Annotated in this window: 12 protein-coding genes and 1 pseudogene; 9 read left to right on the top strand and 4 right to left on the bottom strand. The window is 64.6% G+C overall.

Annotated features, from left to right (window positions below; all coding sequences use genetic code 11):
* Window positions 1-16: 16 nt before the first annotated feature.
* A pseudogene (locus ACKWRH_RS10175) lies at window positions 17-175 on the top strand (IS5/IS1182 family transposase); the annotation flags it as partial.
* Between the two features lies 1 nt (window position 176).
* Here ACKWRH_RS10175 and ACKWRH_RS10180 read toward each other — a convergent pair.
* On the bottom strand, window positions 177-1457 hold the full coding sequence (locus ACKWRH_RS10180; RefSeq protein ID WP_445220396.1) for a flavin-dependent oxidoreductase: 1281 nt from the start codon (window positions 1455-1457) through the stop codon (window positions 177-179).
* A gap of 141 nt (window positions 1458-1598) precedes the next feature.
* On the opposite strand from ACKWRH_RS10180, the gene ACKWRH_RS10185 reads away from it, so the two are divergent.
* Entirely contained in the window at window positions 1599-2219 is a 621-nt protein-coding gene (locus tag ACKWRH_RS10185) for a glutathione S-transferase family protein (RefSeq protein WP_038943450.1), read from the top strand.
* A gap of 93 nt (window positions 2220-2312) precedes the next feature.
* Here the strand turns inward: ACKWRH_RS10185 and ACKWRH_RS10190 are convergent, their stop codons facing one another.
* Window positions 2313-3236: a LysR family transcriptional regulator gene (locus tag ACKWRH_RS10190; RefSeq protein ID WP_445220397.1), complete on the bottom strand. Its 924-nt coding sequence runs from the start codon at window positions 3234-3236 to the stop codon at window positions 2313-2315.
* 91 nt (window positions 3237-3327) lie between these two features.
* On the opposite strand from ACKWRH_RS10190, the gene ACKWRH_RS10195 reads away from it, so the two are divergent.
* From ACKWRH_RS10195 to ACKWRH_RS10220, 6 genes are all read left to right on the top strand, one after another.
* Complete coding sequence (locus ACKWRH_RS10195; RefSeq protein WP_445220398.1) at window positions 3328-3771, top strand: nuclear transport factor 2 family protein; 444 nt, start codon at window positions 3328-3330, stop codon at window positions 3769-3771.
* A gap of 53 nt (window positions 3772-3824) precedes the next feature.
* Window positions 3825-3992 carry a DUF1127 domain-containing protein gene (locus tag ACKWRH_RS10200; RefSeq protein WP_445220399.1) on the top strand — a complete coding sequence of 56 codons (168 nt, stop codon included), beginning with the start codon at window positions 3825-3827 and terminating at the stop codon, window positions 3990-3992.
* 131 nt (window positions 3993-4123) lie between these two features.
* On the top strand, window positions 4124-4708 hold the full coding sequence (locus ACKWRH_RS10205; protein WP_445220400.1) for a biliverdin-producing heme oxygenase: 585 nt from the start codon (window positions 4124-4126) through the stop codon (window positions 4706-4708).
* Window positions 4705-7251, top strand: a complete 2547-nt coding sequence (locus ACKWRH_RS10210) for an HWE histidine kinase domain-containing protein (protein ID WP_445220401.1) — start codon at window positions 4705-4707, stop codon at window positions 7249-7251. Before ACKWRH_RS10205 ends, ACKWRH_RS10210 begins: the two co-directional genes overlap by 4 nt.
* Window positions 7252-7523: 272 nt before the next feature.
* Window positions 7524-9533 carry a HAMP domain-containing methyl-accepting chemotaxis protein gene (locus ACKWRH_RS10215; protein WP_445220402.1) on the top strand — a complete coding sequence of 670 codons (2010 nt, stop codon included), beginning with the start codon at window positions 7524-7526 and terminating at the stop codon, window positions 9531-9533.
* A gap of 295 nt (window positions 9534-9828) precedes the next feature.
* A complete protein-coding gene (locus ACKWRH_RS10220; protein ID WP_445220403.1) occupies window positions 9829-11838 on the top strand; it encodes a methyl-accepting chemotaxis protein in 2010 nt (669 codons plus the stop codon).
* Between the two features lie 52 nt (window positions 11839-11890).
* Here ACKWRH_RS10220 and ACKWRH_RS10225 read toward each other — a convergent pair whose 3' ends face one another.
* A complete protein-coding gene (locus tag ACKWRH_RS10225) occupies window positions 11891-12577 on the bottom strand; it encodes a glutathione S-transferase family protein (protein ID WP_028150727.1) in 687 nt (228 codons plus the stop codon).
* 161 nt (window positions 12578-12738) lie between these two features.
* Window positions 12739-13614, bottom strand: a complete 876-nt coding sequence (locus ACKWRH_RS10230) for a LysR family transcriptional regulator (RefSeq protein ID WP_445220404.1) — start codon at window positions 13612-13614, stop codon at window positions 12739-12741.
* A gap of 103 nt (window positions 13615-13717) precedes the next feature.
* Here ACKWRH_RS10230 and ACKWRH_RS10235 point away from each other — a divergent pair, with 103 nt between their 5' ends.
* Window positions 13718-14608 (top strand): SDR family NAD(P)-dependent oxidoreductase, encoded by an 891-nt coding sequence (locus tag ACKWRH_RS10235; protein ID WP_445220405.1) that lies wholly within the window; start codon window positions 13718-13720, stop codon window positions 14606-14608.
* Window positions 14609-14623 lie beyond the last annotated feature (15 nt).

Consider the following 14623-nt stretch of genomic DNA (forward strand, 5'->3'; position numbering starts at 1 on the left):
ACGCACTTGCCCAAGTCTGTGTCGCGCGCGCAACCTGATCGAACGGTTCTTCAACAAGATCAAGCAGTGTCGGCGCGTCGCGACCCGATACGACAAACTGGCGGCCACCTATCTGGCATTCGTCAAGCTTGCATCCATACGCATTTGGCTGCGTGCAAGTGAGTCCGCGCCCTAACTCACGCCCCCACCCGCTTCGCGTCTCTGCTCACGATCGGCGGCTTCGCATTCAGCGCCTCGACCTGGAAGCCGGCGACGCGCTTGTAATTGGCGGCGATGTTTTCCAACTCCTGCTGCGACAGCACGTCGGTGACGACGCCGTAACCATCCGGCGCGCGCTCCTCGACGAGCTGCATCACCTGCTCGGGGCCGTTCTTGCGATTGAGCAGGACGAGGTCGGTGGTCGCGGGCCTGCGCTCGGCCTCATAGGCGAGCAGGGCCGCGGTCGTCGGGCCATGCGCCAGGATTTCCCGCGTGATGGTGCGGGCATCGAGGATCGCCTGCGAGGCGCCGTTCGAGCCGATCGGGTACATCGGATGCGCGGCGTCGCCCATCAGCGTGACGCGGCCGAAGGTCCATTGCGACACCGGATCGCGGTCGACCAGTGGATATTCATAGGCGTGCGGGCAGTTTTTGATCAGGCCGGGGACGTCGAGCCAGTCGAACTGCCAGCTCTCGAACCAGGGCAGAAACTCCTCCAGCCGCGCGGTGCGGTTATAGTCCTCGCGCCGCCACTGATAGGTCGGCGGCATGTGGCGCTCGGCAACCCAGTTGATTAGATGGTTGCCCGCAGCATCCGGCGCCTTCGAAATCGGATAGCAGACGAATTTCAGGATCTCGTGCCCGGCCATGATCATGGTGCGGCCGGTGAGGAAGGCTTTTGACGGCGTGACGCCGCGCCACAGGATGCGGCCGTTCCAGATCGGCGGTCCCTCCTGCGGATAAAGCTTTTCTCGCACGGCGGAATGGATGCCGTCGGCGGCGATCAGGATCGCGCCGTCGTAGCTGCCGGCAGCCTTGCCGGTCGCCCTGTCGATGAAGTCGGCGCGCACGCCATTGTCCGTCTCGGTCCAGCCGGTCAGATGGTGGCTGGTCAGGATATTCTCGCGGCCGAGCCGCTCGATCGCGGTGTCGAGCAGGAGCTGTTGGAGGGTGCCGCGATGGATCGAGAATTGCGGCCATTTATAGCCGGCTTCCAGCCCGCGGGGCTCGCTCCAGATCGGCTTGCCGTGCTTGGAGAAATAGGCGAGCTCGCGGGTGCGGACGCCGCTGGCGTCGAGCTTGTCCATCAGCCCGAGCTCGATCAGCTCGCGCACGGCATGCGGCAGCACATTGATGCCGACGCCGAGCGGCTTCAGTTCCGCGACGCTCTCGAACACTTTTGCGGGAACGCCGATTCCGTGCAGGCTGAGCGCAAGCGTCAGCCCGCCGATGCCGCCACCGGCGATGAGTACGGTCATGACAAAACCCCTCCGATTGCGGGCGTCTTGGCACAGGCGGGCGGCGGTGGGCAACTGCGAAGAGCAAAAGCACGGAGAACGTCGTGCTATGGACCTGGCGGCCCGCAGCCGTTAGTTTCCAATTTTCCCATGAGGTCCGACATGCTCAAGCTCTACTACGCCACCGGCACCTGCGCGCTCGCCACCTACATGACCCTGGAGGAGGCCGGCGCCGACTACACGGCTGAACGGCTGAGCTTCAAGGATAACCAGCAGAACAGCCCGGACTATCTCGCGATCAATCCGAAGGGCCGCGTGCCGGCGCTGGTGACCGATCGCGGCGTGCTGACCGAGACACCTGCGATGCTGGCCTACATCGCGCAGACCTTCCCCAAGGCGAAGCTTGCCCCGCTCGACGATCCCTTCGACTTCGCCCAGGTGCAGTCGTTCAACTCCTATCTCTGCTCGACCGCGCACATCAACCATGCCCACAAGATGCGCGGCGCGCGCTGGGCGACGCAGGAGAGCTCGTTCGCCGATATGAAGGCGATGGTGCCGAAGACCATGGGCGCCTGCTTCTCCTTGATCGAGCAGAAGATGTTCAAAGGTCCCTGGGTGATGGGCGACCAGTTCACGATCTGCGATCCCTACCTCCACACGCTCTCGCTCTGGCTCGAGGGGGACAGCGTCGACATCAATGCCACGCCGAAGATCGCCGATCACTTCAAGCGCATGTCCGACCGTCCCGCCGTGCGCAAGGTGATGGACGCGCAGAAGGCGTAGGGTTCTTGTAGGGTGGGCAAAGGCGCGAAGCGCCGTGCCCACCATCTATCCGCGCTATGAAAGAAGTGGTGGGCACGCTTTGCTTTGCCCACCCTACGAGAGCTTGCGCTTGGCTTGCTCCAATTCCCGCCCCGTCGCCAGCATCAGCCGCCTGAGCCAGATCGAGCCCGGATCCATCTGCGCCCGCGTCGGATGGAACATGAACTGCTCGTCGATCCCGGGATCGAGCGGCGGCGTCACCGCGACGAGGCCGAACTGCTTCGACAGCGCCGTGATCAGCCGGCGCGGCACGAAGGCGACGAGGTCGGTGCGGGCGGCGACGTGCAGCGCTTCGAGATAGCCTGACACCACCAGCGAAATGTGCCGCTCGATGCCCTTCGTCCGCAGCCAGGTGTCGATGAGATCCTCCGGTTGGCCGCGGATGATCACGCCGACATGGCGTGCTGCCAGGAACGTCTCGCGCCGCTTCAGCTTCGCAGCCATGGGATGGCCGCGCCGCACCGCCAGCGCGTCGCTGTCGGTGTAGAGCAACTGGCGGTGAAAGCCCTTGAAGGCATTGCCGATCGAGATCACGAGGTCAATGGTGCGGGCGAACTCGGCGTGAAAGATCGCGGGGCCCCGCCACGGTACGACGTCGATGCGGACGTTGGGCGCGGCCCGCGTCACCTTCTCCATCAAGGGCGGCATCAGCAGCTCGACCGCGAGATCCGGCATCATCAGGCGGAATTGCCGCTCGCTGCGCGCGGCGTCGAAGTCGTCGGGTATGAACAGCCCGCGCACCTGGTCGAGCGCCTGGGCCAGCGGTGCGCGGAGCGCTTGCGCCCGCGGCGTCAGCTCCATGCGCGCGCCGGTGCGCACCAGCAACGGATCGCCGAAGATGTCGCGCAGGCGTTGCAACGCATGGCTCGCGGCCGGCTGCGACAGCCCGATCCGAAGCCCGGCCCGGCTGACATTGGCCTCGCGCAGCAGCGCGTCGAGCGCGGTCAGGAGATTGAGGTCAAGCGAATTCAAATTCATAAGGCGAATAGATATCATATCCACTATCGATTTGAAGAATTCTTATCCGGCAGGGATGATCTCCGTGTTGCCACCAAACGGAGATGCCGCCATGAGCGCGAGCGCCAACAAGAAACTGATGCAGGATATTTTCGCCGCCGCCGCCAATCCCGATCCGGCCGCGCGCGACCGGGCCCTGTTCGTCGCAAGCCTTGCCGACGATGCCAGATGGGTCGTGACCGGCCAGTATTCCTGGTCGCGCACCTTCACCGGCAAGGAGGCGATCCTCAACGATCTGCACGCTTACGTGCGCACCCGCTTGCGCGACCGGACCCGCACCGTGGCTCACCGTTTCATCGCCGATGGCGACGTCGTCGTGGTGGAAGCCAAGGGCGACAACGTCACGCCCGAGGGCGTTCGTTATGACAACGACTACTGCCTGGTGTTTCGCCTCGAGGACGGAAAGATCAAGGAGATCCGGGAGTATTGCGACTCGACCCTGACCGAGAAGGCGCTCGGTCCGTTTCCGCAGACGCCCGTGAGGGCTGCGAGCTGACCGGATTGAGGACCATCTCGTCCGCCGACTGGTGTCGTCGACCCCGGTCGGCGATGGTCGTGGCGATCTGGCGCAGGTTGGCAGCGATCGTTCGTATCAGGCGCGAACGGTCCCGGGCCCGATATCAGCTCGCCGCCATGAGCGACCGGGAGCTTCAGGACTGCGGCATGACCCGGGCGGAGATCGCGTACGAACTGAGGAGACCGGTGCGACGGAATTAGACAAACGGACGAGATCCAGGCGCCGCCTGCCTCCCATTTTATCGTAGCCGGCGGAACCTTCGGGTTCCGCCGGGCGTTTGCTCGGTTCGGGGGCAATCGCGCCCCGGCATCGCGCGCGTTTGGGAAATTTCATGCTGGCTGGGGTTTCGGACGTTTCAACACGGGTGGGCCGCAGCTTTCCCGGACTCCGCGAACGATTGAGAGATGCGACTGCGAATGCGCACCGGGAGCTCGATGCGCAGTTTTCGTCGTTTGATCTCACAGTCCTGTCCGGTTACCGCCGCTTCCTGCAAGCCAGCGCCGGCGCACTTCTTCCGCTCGAAGCAGCCCTTGTGCAGGCTGGCGTCGCCAAGATGTTTCCGGATTGGCTGGAGCGGGAGCGTAGCGCCGCGATCGCGGCCGATCTCGCGCAGCTCGGCAGCGCCGCGCAATCCACCGTGTCCGTGCCGCCGTTGACGCGGAGTGGCATGCTCGGCACGTTGTATGTTCTGGAGGGCTCCCGTCTCGGCGCAAAGTTTCTGCTGAAGGCGGTCGCCGATGCGGGCGATCCGCGCATCGGCGAGGCCACCGCCTATCTCAGCCATGGCGCGGGCAAACGGCTCTGGCAGAGCTTCCTGGCGAAGCTTCAAGACGACGAGGCATGCGACGAGGACGAGACGATCGAGTCGGCACGTGTCGCTTTCGCGGCCTTCGAGCAGGCGGCGGACCGCGCATGAACGAGGCGGTCAATCTCACCAATTGCGATCGCGAGCCGATCCACATCCCCGGCAGCGTCCAGCCGTTCGGCTTCCTGCTCACGGTGCTGTCGGATTTCACCATCTGCATGGCCTCCGACAATGTCGGCGGCTTTCTCGGGACCGACGTCTCCGACCTGCTCCAGCAGCCGCTGTCGCGCGTCATCTCGGAAGCCGCCGTCGAGACCATTCGCAAACGCGTCGATCATCTCAGCGGCCCCGATACGACCGAGCGCATGTTCGGTGTCGAGCTCCAGCCCGGCAAGCCGATTTACGATCTCTCCATCCACTTCTCCGGCGCCTATCTGGTCATCGAGGCGGAGCCCAGCGTGGACGAGCCCGGCGTCAATTCCGGCGAGCTCGTCCGCCTGATGCTGGAGCGAATCCGCAAGACCCGCGGCATGACCGAGCTCGCCCGCGAGGCGGCGCGCCAGCTCAAGGTCCTGACCGGATTCGACCGCGTCATGGTCTATCAGTTTCACCCGGACGGATCGGGCGAAGTGATCGCTGAAGCTGCGGAAGCCGGCCTCGAACGGTTCCTCGGCCTGCACTATCCGGCCTCCGACATCCCCAAACAGGCCCGCATCCTTTATCAGCGCAACTGGCTGCGCATCATCGCCGATATCAATTCGACACCAGCCGCGTTGTTTTCGACGGCCACGCACAATGCGGGGCTGCTCGATCTCTCCATGAGCGTTCTGCGCTCGGTCTCGCCGATCCACATCGAATATTTGCGCAACATGGGCGTCGGGGCCTCGATGTCGGTGTCGATCCTGCGCGATGGCAAGCTGTGGGGCCTGTTCGCATGCCATCATTATTCGCCGCGCTACATCTCGTTCGAGAAGCGTACCGCGTCCGAGCTGTTCGGGCAGATGTTCTCCTGGATCGTGGAGGGGCGCGAGCGCGAGGGCGATGTCGCCTATGAGATGCGCGCTCACCAGGTGCAGGAGCGGTTGATCGAGACCGCGGCCTCGCACGAGCACAGCCGGCGCGCGATCGTGGACTTCCTCGGCGACTATCGCGGGATGATCGATTGCGACGGCGTAGCGGTGTGGTCCGACAACAAGATCACGCTTCAGGGCCAGACGCCGACCGAGGACGAGGTGAAGGAGCTGGTCGCCTTCATCAATCGGACCTCGCCGGGACGGATTTTCGCCAGTGCCGAGATTGCCAAGGTCTATGCTGCCGGCCAGTCCTTTCGCGACCGCGCGGCCGGATTTCTCGCCATTCCGATCTCGCGGACCCCGCGCGACTGCCTGATCTTCTTCCGGCGCGAGGTCGTGCGCTCGGTGAACTGGGCCGGCGCGCCCGACAAGGTCTATGACGAGGGTCCGAACGGACCGCGGCTGACGCCGCGCAAGAGCTTTGAGCTCTGGCAGGAAACGGTGGCGGGCCAGTCGAAACCGTGGTCCACGGCCGACATCCGCATCGCCGAGAGCCTGCGCGTCACGTTGCTCGAAGTGATCCTGCAACTGTCCGACCTTGCCGCCCGCGAGCGTCGCGGCGCGCAGGAGCGGCAGGAGCTGATGATCGCCGAGCTCAATCACCGCGTCCGCAACATTTTGAGCCTCGTCCGCGCGCTGGTTGCGCAAAGCAAGGACACTGCGACTTCGGTCGAGGAGTTCGCCGGCGTGCTCGGCGGCCGCATCCAGGCTTTGGCCCGCGCCCACGACCAGATCACCAATTTGAACTGGGCGCCGGTTGCGCTGCGCTCGCTGGTCGAGTCCGAGGCCGGCGCCTATCTCGGCGCGCGCGCCGGCCGCGTGAAGATGGGCGGGCCCGACGTCGCGCTCGATCCCAAGGCGTTCGCGACGCTGGCGCTGGTCGTGCACGAGATGATGACCAATTCCGCCAAATACGGCGCGCTCGCAGATTCCACCGGCCAGGTCGAGGTGGTCTGGCGGCTCGATCCGAATTCGAGCCTCGAGATCGAGTGGAAGGAGAGCGGCGGGCCGCCGGTGCAGCCGCCGTCGCGCCGCGGCTTCGGCACCACCATCATCGAGCGCTCGGTGCCGTTCGACCTCAAGGGCGAAGCCGAAATCCGCTTCGACCTGCTGGGTGTCCAGGCCAAATTCGTCATCCCGCCCAATTTCGTCGAACTGGTACCATCAATCGCAGGAGCCGCCATGCGCGTCGAGGAGCAGCAACCCGCCCGTCCGCGAATTTCCGAGACGGCACTGATCGTCGAGGACAATCTGATCATCGCCATGGCGGCGGAAGTCATCCTGCTCGATCTCGGTGCCCGCCATGTCGACACTGCAGCGAGCGTCGACCAGGCGTTGCGCGCGATCGAGCGCACGCGTCCGGGGTTTGCGCTGCTCGATCTCAACCTCGGCAACGAGAGCAGCATCAAGGTGGCCGAGAAGCTGAAGGAGATCGGCGTGCCCTTCATGTTCGCGACCGGCTATGGCGAGCGCGCGCCGATCCCGGAAGAGCTGGCGTCCGCGCCGGTGGTCCAGAAGCCCTACACGCTGGAAGTCGTCGAGAACGCGCTCGGCAAATTGCAAGGGACGGTCGCCCAATAGACATCGATCCCGGCAAATGCGTGCAGCGCTCCTGCATGCGGCTGCGGGCTTTGCGCCGAAACCTGCGCAACTGCCGATAAAATCAGCAGGTTTTGTGCGGGCCGGCGCACACATGCGCGAAAAATCGGAAGGTTCAATTAACGAGTGTCCCTCATTGTACCGCGGTGCAGCGTGGGGGCCGAAAAGCGACTCGCGGCTGCCGGGGGTGGCCGTGACGATTGCCGGGGTCGTTCGTCCGCCCGAATTCACATGCACCTGGGTGGACAGTGGGAATGCCGAACTTTCGTTTGCGGATCAGGGGGCGCCTGTACGCGGGCTTCATGGCCTTGGTGGCTGTTGGTCTCGTGATGGCGGTGGTCGCCATCTGGAATTTGCGGTCCGTGCAGGACCAGGTCGCAAAGGCTTCGGCGTTTTCGGACAGCACCGCGCGGGTCCTGGAGGTCTCGACCCATCTCCAGGCGATCCAGCGCGCCAATCTGCGCTACATCTACGACGCCAGCGAGCCCGCAATGAAGGAGGCCGCAGAGCGGGAGACCGCGGCGACCGAGCTGTTGAAGGTCGGGGCGCAGGGGACGCTCTCCGAGGAGCGGCGGAAGCTCTACAACGATCTGATCGCCGACATCGCGAAAATGCGAAGCCTGCGTGACAATCTCGGCGACGCCGTCAATGAGGCGCGGACCGGCAAGGCGACGCTGCTGCCGAGCGGTGACGAGCTGACTGTCAAGATGGGCAAGCTGGTCGATGTGGCGCGCGCAGCCGTCGACGAAGACACCGGGGCCCTCGTCGCGGACCTCGAATCCAGGCTCCTTCTCGTCCAGATCGCGAACTGGCGTTTCCTGGCCCTGCGCGACAGCAAGGGGCCCGCCAACTTCAGAACCAATGTGGACAGGGCGTCGCAGCGCCTCTCGGCGCTCGAAAAGAGCCCGCAGGCGGCGGAATTGCGGACCACGCTCGCGCCGGTGAAGACCTCGCTCGGAATCTACAAATCCGCGTTCGAGACGACGTCGGCCGCGATGCTCCAGGCCGACGAGATCTACCACAAGAGCCTCGCGCCCCTCATCGTCGACAGCATCGCCAAGCTCAAGGTCGCGGAAGCCGCCTTGAAGAAGGACTACAAGGAGTCGCGCAGCCAGGCCGAAGCCGTGATTGACGGCACGACCACCGTGCAGACGATCGCGGGCGGCCTTGCCACCCTGTTCGGATTGATCGTTGCCTTCCTGATCGCCCGCAGCATCGTCGGTCCCCTGACGTCGATGACGCGCGCAATGGGGCTGTTGGCGGGCGGCAATCTCGACATCGAGATTCCCGGGCGCGGCAAGGCCGACGAGATCGGCGACATGGCCAAGGCGATCGAGGTGTTCAAGACCAACATGATCGACACCGAACGGCTGCGCACGGAGCAGACCGAAACCGAGGCGCGGCAGGCGGAGAGCCGCAAGGCCGACATGGTCCGGCTCGCCGACCAGTTCGAGCAGGCGGTCGGCGAGATCGTCAACACCGTGTCGTCGGCATCGAACGAGCTGGAGGCTTCGGCCGGCACCCTGACGGCGACCGCGACGCGCGCGCAGAATCTGTCGACCGAGGTGGCGTCGGCGTCACAGGAGGCCACGGCGAATGTGCAGGCGGTGGCGTCCGCGACCGAGCAGCTGTCCTCCTCGGTCACCGAGATCGCCCGCCAGGTGCAGGAATCCGCCCGGATCGCCAACGAGGCCGTCGGGCAGGCGAGCAGGACCAATGAGCGCGTCGGCGAGCTGTCCAAGGCGGCCGCCCGCATCGGCGACGTGGTCGAGCTGATCAGCACGATTGCCGGCCAGACCAACCTCCTGGCGCTGAACGCCACCATCGAGGCCGCGCGCGCCGGCGAGGCCGGCCGCGGCTTTGCGGTGGTCGCCTCCGAGGTCAAGGCGCTCGCCGAGCAGACCGCGAAGGCGACCGGCGAGATCGGCCAGCAGATTTCGAGCATCCAGGCCGCGACCGAGCAGTCGGTCGGCTCCATCCGGGAGATCAGCGGTACGATCGAACGGCTCTCGGAAATCTCGTCGGCGGTTGCCGCCGCCGTGGAAGAGCAGGGCGCGGCGACGCAGGACATCTCCCGCAACGTCCAGCAGGCCGCCCATGGCACGCAGCGCGTCTCGATCAATATCGGCGACGTCCAGCGCGGCGCGTCCGAGACCGGCTCGGCCTCCTCGCAGGTGCTCTCGGCGGCGCGCTCGCTGTCTTCAGACAGCAACCGGCTGAAGCAGGAAGTCGCGAAGTTCCTGAATTCGGTCCACGCCGCCTGACCGGCGGGACCCGCAATAGCAAAGGTCCACGCGCATGCGCGTGGACCTGCCATGGCGGCGCGGTGGGATGACGACATCGATCGCGCGCGTCACCGCTTGATGTCCGGAATACGGTGGTGTCTTCGTCGGCTTCTCCGTATTCGACACCGGTAAAATACAGCCGCAATTAACAATTGTTCCGCATTGTACGGCAGCGCAGCGCGATTCTCGGAGGCATGGTTGCAATGATCAGTCGTTGCAATCGCACGAAGGTCTTCGGCTGCTTCTGCTTTTTTGCTGCAATGGGTGGACAGTGATGCCGAGCTTGCGTTTGAGAATTCGGGGGCGTCTCTACGCCGGATTTTCGATTCTCGTGGCCGTTGGTTTGATCATGGCCGCGGTTGCGGTCTGGAATTTGTGGGCCGTCCAGGGCCAGATGGCGCGGCTCTCCGCGCTCTCGGACAACACCGCCCGCGTTCAGGAAATCTCGGTCAACCTCCAGGCGCTGCGGCGTGCCAATCTGCGTTACATCTATGACGCCAACGAGCCGGCCTTCAAGGAGGCTGCGGAGCGGGAGGCGGCGACGGCCGAGCTGTTGAGGGCCGCGGCCAAGTCGACGGTCTCCGAGGAGCGGCTCAAGATCTACAATGGCCTCGTCGGCGACGTCGACAAGATGAAGTCCCTGCGCGAGCGCATGGGCGCTGCCGTCAACGAAACGACGAAAGGCAAGGCCACTTTGCTCGCCGGCGGCGACGAGCTCACCGCCAAGACCGGCAAGCTGGTCGACGCCGCGCATGCAACCGGCGACACCAGCGTGACCGCCCCCGTCGCCGATCTCGAATCCAGGATCCTGCTGGTTCGTGTCGCAAACTGGCGCTTCCTCGCTGTCCGCGACGCAAAGGGGCCGGCGACCTTCAGGACCAATGTCGATCGGGCGCAGCAAGCGCTCAAGTCACTTGAGGGGGCCGGCCTGCCGGACGAGGTCAAGGCCGCGTTCGGGCCGATCAAGAGTTCACTTTCGACCTACAAGGGGGCCTTCGAGACGACCTCCGCTGCAATCCTCCAGGCCGATGAAATCTACCGCAACGAGATCGCCCCTCTGATCAGCGATAGCGTCGACAAGCTCAAGGTGGCGGAGACCGGATTGAAGGCCGACTACCAGAAGTCGCGCGCGGCCGCCGATGGCGTCATTGCCAGCACGACCTGGATTCAGGAAGTCGCCGGCGGCCTTGCCGTCTTGTTCGGCGGCCTCGTCGCCTTCCTGATCGCGCGCAGCATCGTCGGACCGCTGACCACGATGACCCGGGCGATGGGAGCCCTCGCCGGCGGCGATCTCAAGGTCGAGATCCCCGGCCGCGGCAATCGCGACGAGATCGGTGACATGGCCAAGGCGATCCAGGTGTTCAAGGAGAGCATGGTCGAGACCGACCGCCTGCGCCACGAACAGGTCGAGGTCGAGGCGCGGCAGGCGGAGAGCCGCAACGCCGACATGCGAAACCTGGCCAATCAGTTCGAACGAGCGGTCGGCGAGATCGTCGACACCGTGTCGTCGGCATCGAACGAGCTCGAGGCTTCCGCGGGCACCCTGACCACGACGGCCACGCGCGCGCAGGATCTGTCGACGGAAGTCGCCAGCGCCTCCCAGGAGGCCTCAGCCAATGTGCAGGCCGTTGCCTCGGCGACCGAGGAGCTGTCCTCCTCGGTCTCGGAGATCGCCCGCCAGGTGCAGGAATCCGCCCGCATCGCCAGCGAGGCTGTGGGTCAGGCAACGCGGACCAACGAACGGGTCGGTGAGCTCTCCAAGGCCGCTGCCCGCATCGGCGACGTGGTCGAGCTGATCAGCACGATTGCCGGCCAGACCAACCTCCTGGCGCTGAACGCCACCATCGAGGCGGCGCGCGCCGGCGAGGCCGGTCGCGGCTTTGCCGTGGTCGCTTCCGAGGTCAAGGCGCTGGCCGAGCAGACCGCGAAGGCCACGGGCGAGATCGCCCAGCAGGTCTCCGGCATCCAGGCCGCGACGGAGGAGTCGGTCGGCTCGATCCGGGAGATCAGCGGCACCATCGAGCGGCTGTCGGAGATCTCGTCGACGGTCGCGGCGGCCGTGGAAGAGCAGGGCGCCGCCACACAGGAAATCTCCCGCAACGTCCAGCAGGCCGCTCACGGCACGCAGCGCGTCTCGACCAATATCGGCGACGTCCAGCGCGGCGCCTCCGAGACCGGCTCGGCCTCCTTGCAGGTGCTCTCGGCGGCGCGCTCGCTGTCTTCAGACAGCAACCGGCTGAAGCAGGAAGTCGCGAAGTTCCTGAATTCGGTCCACGCCGCATAAAAGCAAAAGGCCACGCGGGTGCGCGTGGCCTTCAAATCGTGTCGAGATGTGATCAGGCAACCTTCGTCGTCATGTGCTTGAACATGTTGGCGCGCGCCTCGTCGTCCATCTCGGCCTTGAAGGTGAACTTGTCCTTCAGGGCGATCGCACGCGCCGCCGCCGGCCGCGCCGAGATCTCGTCCACCAGCCGCTTCACGTTCGGGTAGCGCGCAAAGGCATCGTCGCCGAGCTTGAACGGCACCATCCGTGCCCAGCCCCACAGCGCCATGTCGACGATCGAATAGCTGTCGCCGACCATATAGCTGCGGCCTTTGAGGTGAGCGTCCAGGATCTTGTAGTGGCGATCGGTCTCGTACTGGTAGCGGTTATGGGCGTAGTCGTGGTTCTGGTCCTTCGGCGCAAAATGCTTGAAGTGCACGGCCTGGCCCGAATACGGCCCGACGCCGGTGGCAATGAACATCAGCCATGACAGCGTCTCGCCGCGGACGTTGGCGGCGGGAAGGAACTTGCCGGTCTTCTCGGCGAGGTAGAGCAGGATGGCGTTCGAGTCGAACACGATGGTGCCGTTGTCGTCGATCGCCGGCACCTTGCCGTTCGGATTGATCTTCAGATAGTCCGGCGCGAACTGCTCGCCCGTGCGGGTGTCGATCTTGACCGGCTCGAAGGCCAGGCCGGCTTCCTCGAGGAACAGCGCGACCTTGGTCGGGTTCGGCGATCCGTTGAAATAGAATTTGAGCATGTTTGTCTCCCCGATTCCCTTTTTAGAGAATGAATGCAGCGTCGCGGCCTTCTGTGCCTGAACATGGCCGGGGGAGGCAACCGGCGAGTTTGCCGTGAGGTGTCTGCGCGGTACGCAGATCAGCCGGCGTAACAAAGGCCGATCGTCGCCGTAATGGCGATTCAAGTCCGGCTGAGCCGTTCCCGCAGGAATTCGATGAAGCGCTGCGTCTTGGCTGGCAGCAGGCGCGTCTCGGTGACTGCGTAGACGGTGACGGGCGAACCCTGCCATTGCGGCATGATGCGACGCAGCCGGCCATCTGCCACTTCGTCGGCAACGATCTCTTGCGGCAGAAAGGCGATGCCCATGTCGAGCGTTGCGAGGCGGCGGATCAGCCCCACGTTGTTGAGCCGAAAACGGCCGCCGACGTCGGCCTGCTCCATTTGCGTGCCCCTGTGTAACGTCCACGCACTCACCTTCGTCATGCACAGGCATTGATGATGGGTCAGGTCCGCAGGTTCATGCGGCTCGCCGTTGATGTCGAGATAGCGCCGCGAGGCGTAGAGATATCCCGGCATACGGGCGAGCGGCCGCGCGATCATGTGGGACGGCTCGGATTCTCCGACGCGGATCGCCAGATCGAACGGCTCCGATACGAGATCGACACGTCGCGGCGTCAGGTCGAATTCGAAATCGATGTCGGGATATTGCTGCGCAAATTCGGCGATCAACGGTGCGAGGTAGGTGTTCGCGAAATCCACCGGCAGCGAGACGCGGAGCATGCCGCTCGGCTGCGCCAGCATCCCGTCCAGTTGCTCGTGCGCCAGGCGCGCCTCGTCCACGATGCGCTTGCAGCGCTCGAAGTAGATCTGGCCGGCTTCGGTCAATTCGATCTTGCGGGTCGTCCGGTTCAACAGGCGAAGCCCGATCTCCTTCTCCAAGAGATCGATCCGGCGCGACAGCGTCGAATTGGGCATGTCGAGGGTCTTGGCGGCGCGACGGAAGCTGCGGGCCTTCGCGACCTCCACGAACAGCGCCATATCGTTCAGCAACGCCATTTAATTATTCCATCAATGGATCAATCAGTTTCATTTTACGGCATTTATTCCATTGAGTGGAAGGTCCATCTGCCCTTTGCTGACATTGCAGGGCAAGCCATCCATGAAACGCGTAGAACTCGACAAGAATCTGAAGGTGAATTCGCCGGCACTCGAAGGCCTCAGGCTCGCTGGATTGAATGTGGCGGTGATCGGCGGCACCGGCGGCATTGGCCGGGCGTTCAGCCGCCAATTGGCCGCCAAGGGGGCGCGTGTCCTCGTCGTCGGCCAGACGTTCCGCGATCAGAAGGTGCCGGGCATCGCATTCATGCAGGCCGATCTGAGCCTGATGCGGGAAGCCAGGCGGATCGGCCGAGAGCTTCCCGCCGAGACGCTCGACATCGTCGTCTTCACGACCGGCATCATGGCGGGGCCCAGGCGTGAGGTGACGGCGGAAGGCATCGAACGCGATCTTGCCGTCAGCTATCTGAGCCGCTTCGTCATCCTGAACGCGATCGCCTCTCGTCTTGGAAAGGACCGGGCCACGGCCACATTCAAGCCTCGGATATTCGTCATGGGATTCCCCGGGACGGAGCAGAGGGCCGATGTCGGCGATCTGAATTCGGAGCAGAGCTACAAACGGTTCGCAGCCCACTCGAACACCGTGGCGGGTAACGAAGTGCTCGTTCTCGAGGCCGCCAGGCGCTTTGCCGATGTCGATGTGTTCGGCCTCAATCCCGGCTTCGTGAAGACCGATATTCGCGCCAATCTGCTCGGGTCGCGCGCGCTCGTCTCGCTGATCAACTGGCTGACCAGCTTCATGATGGTCGAGCCGGACGCCTATGCCGAGCGACTGGTGCCGCTCCTGGTGTCGCCTGATCTCAACGGCCGCAGCGGTGTCATGTTCAACAACAAGACTGAGGCGATCCTGCCGAGCCCTTCGTCTACTGAGCGATCCTACGCGACGGCGCTCATGGATGCCTCCGATCGATTGATCGCACGTCTGGCGCCGTGAGGCAGCGCCTCGACG

It is taken from the genome of Bradyrhizobium sp. Pa8, assembly GCF_052588265.1.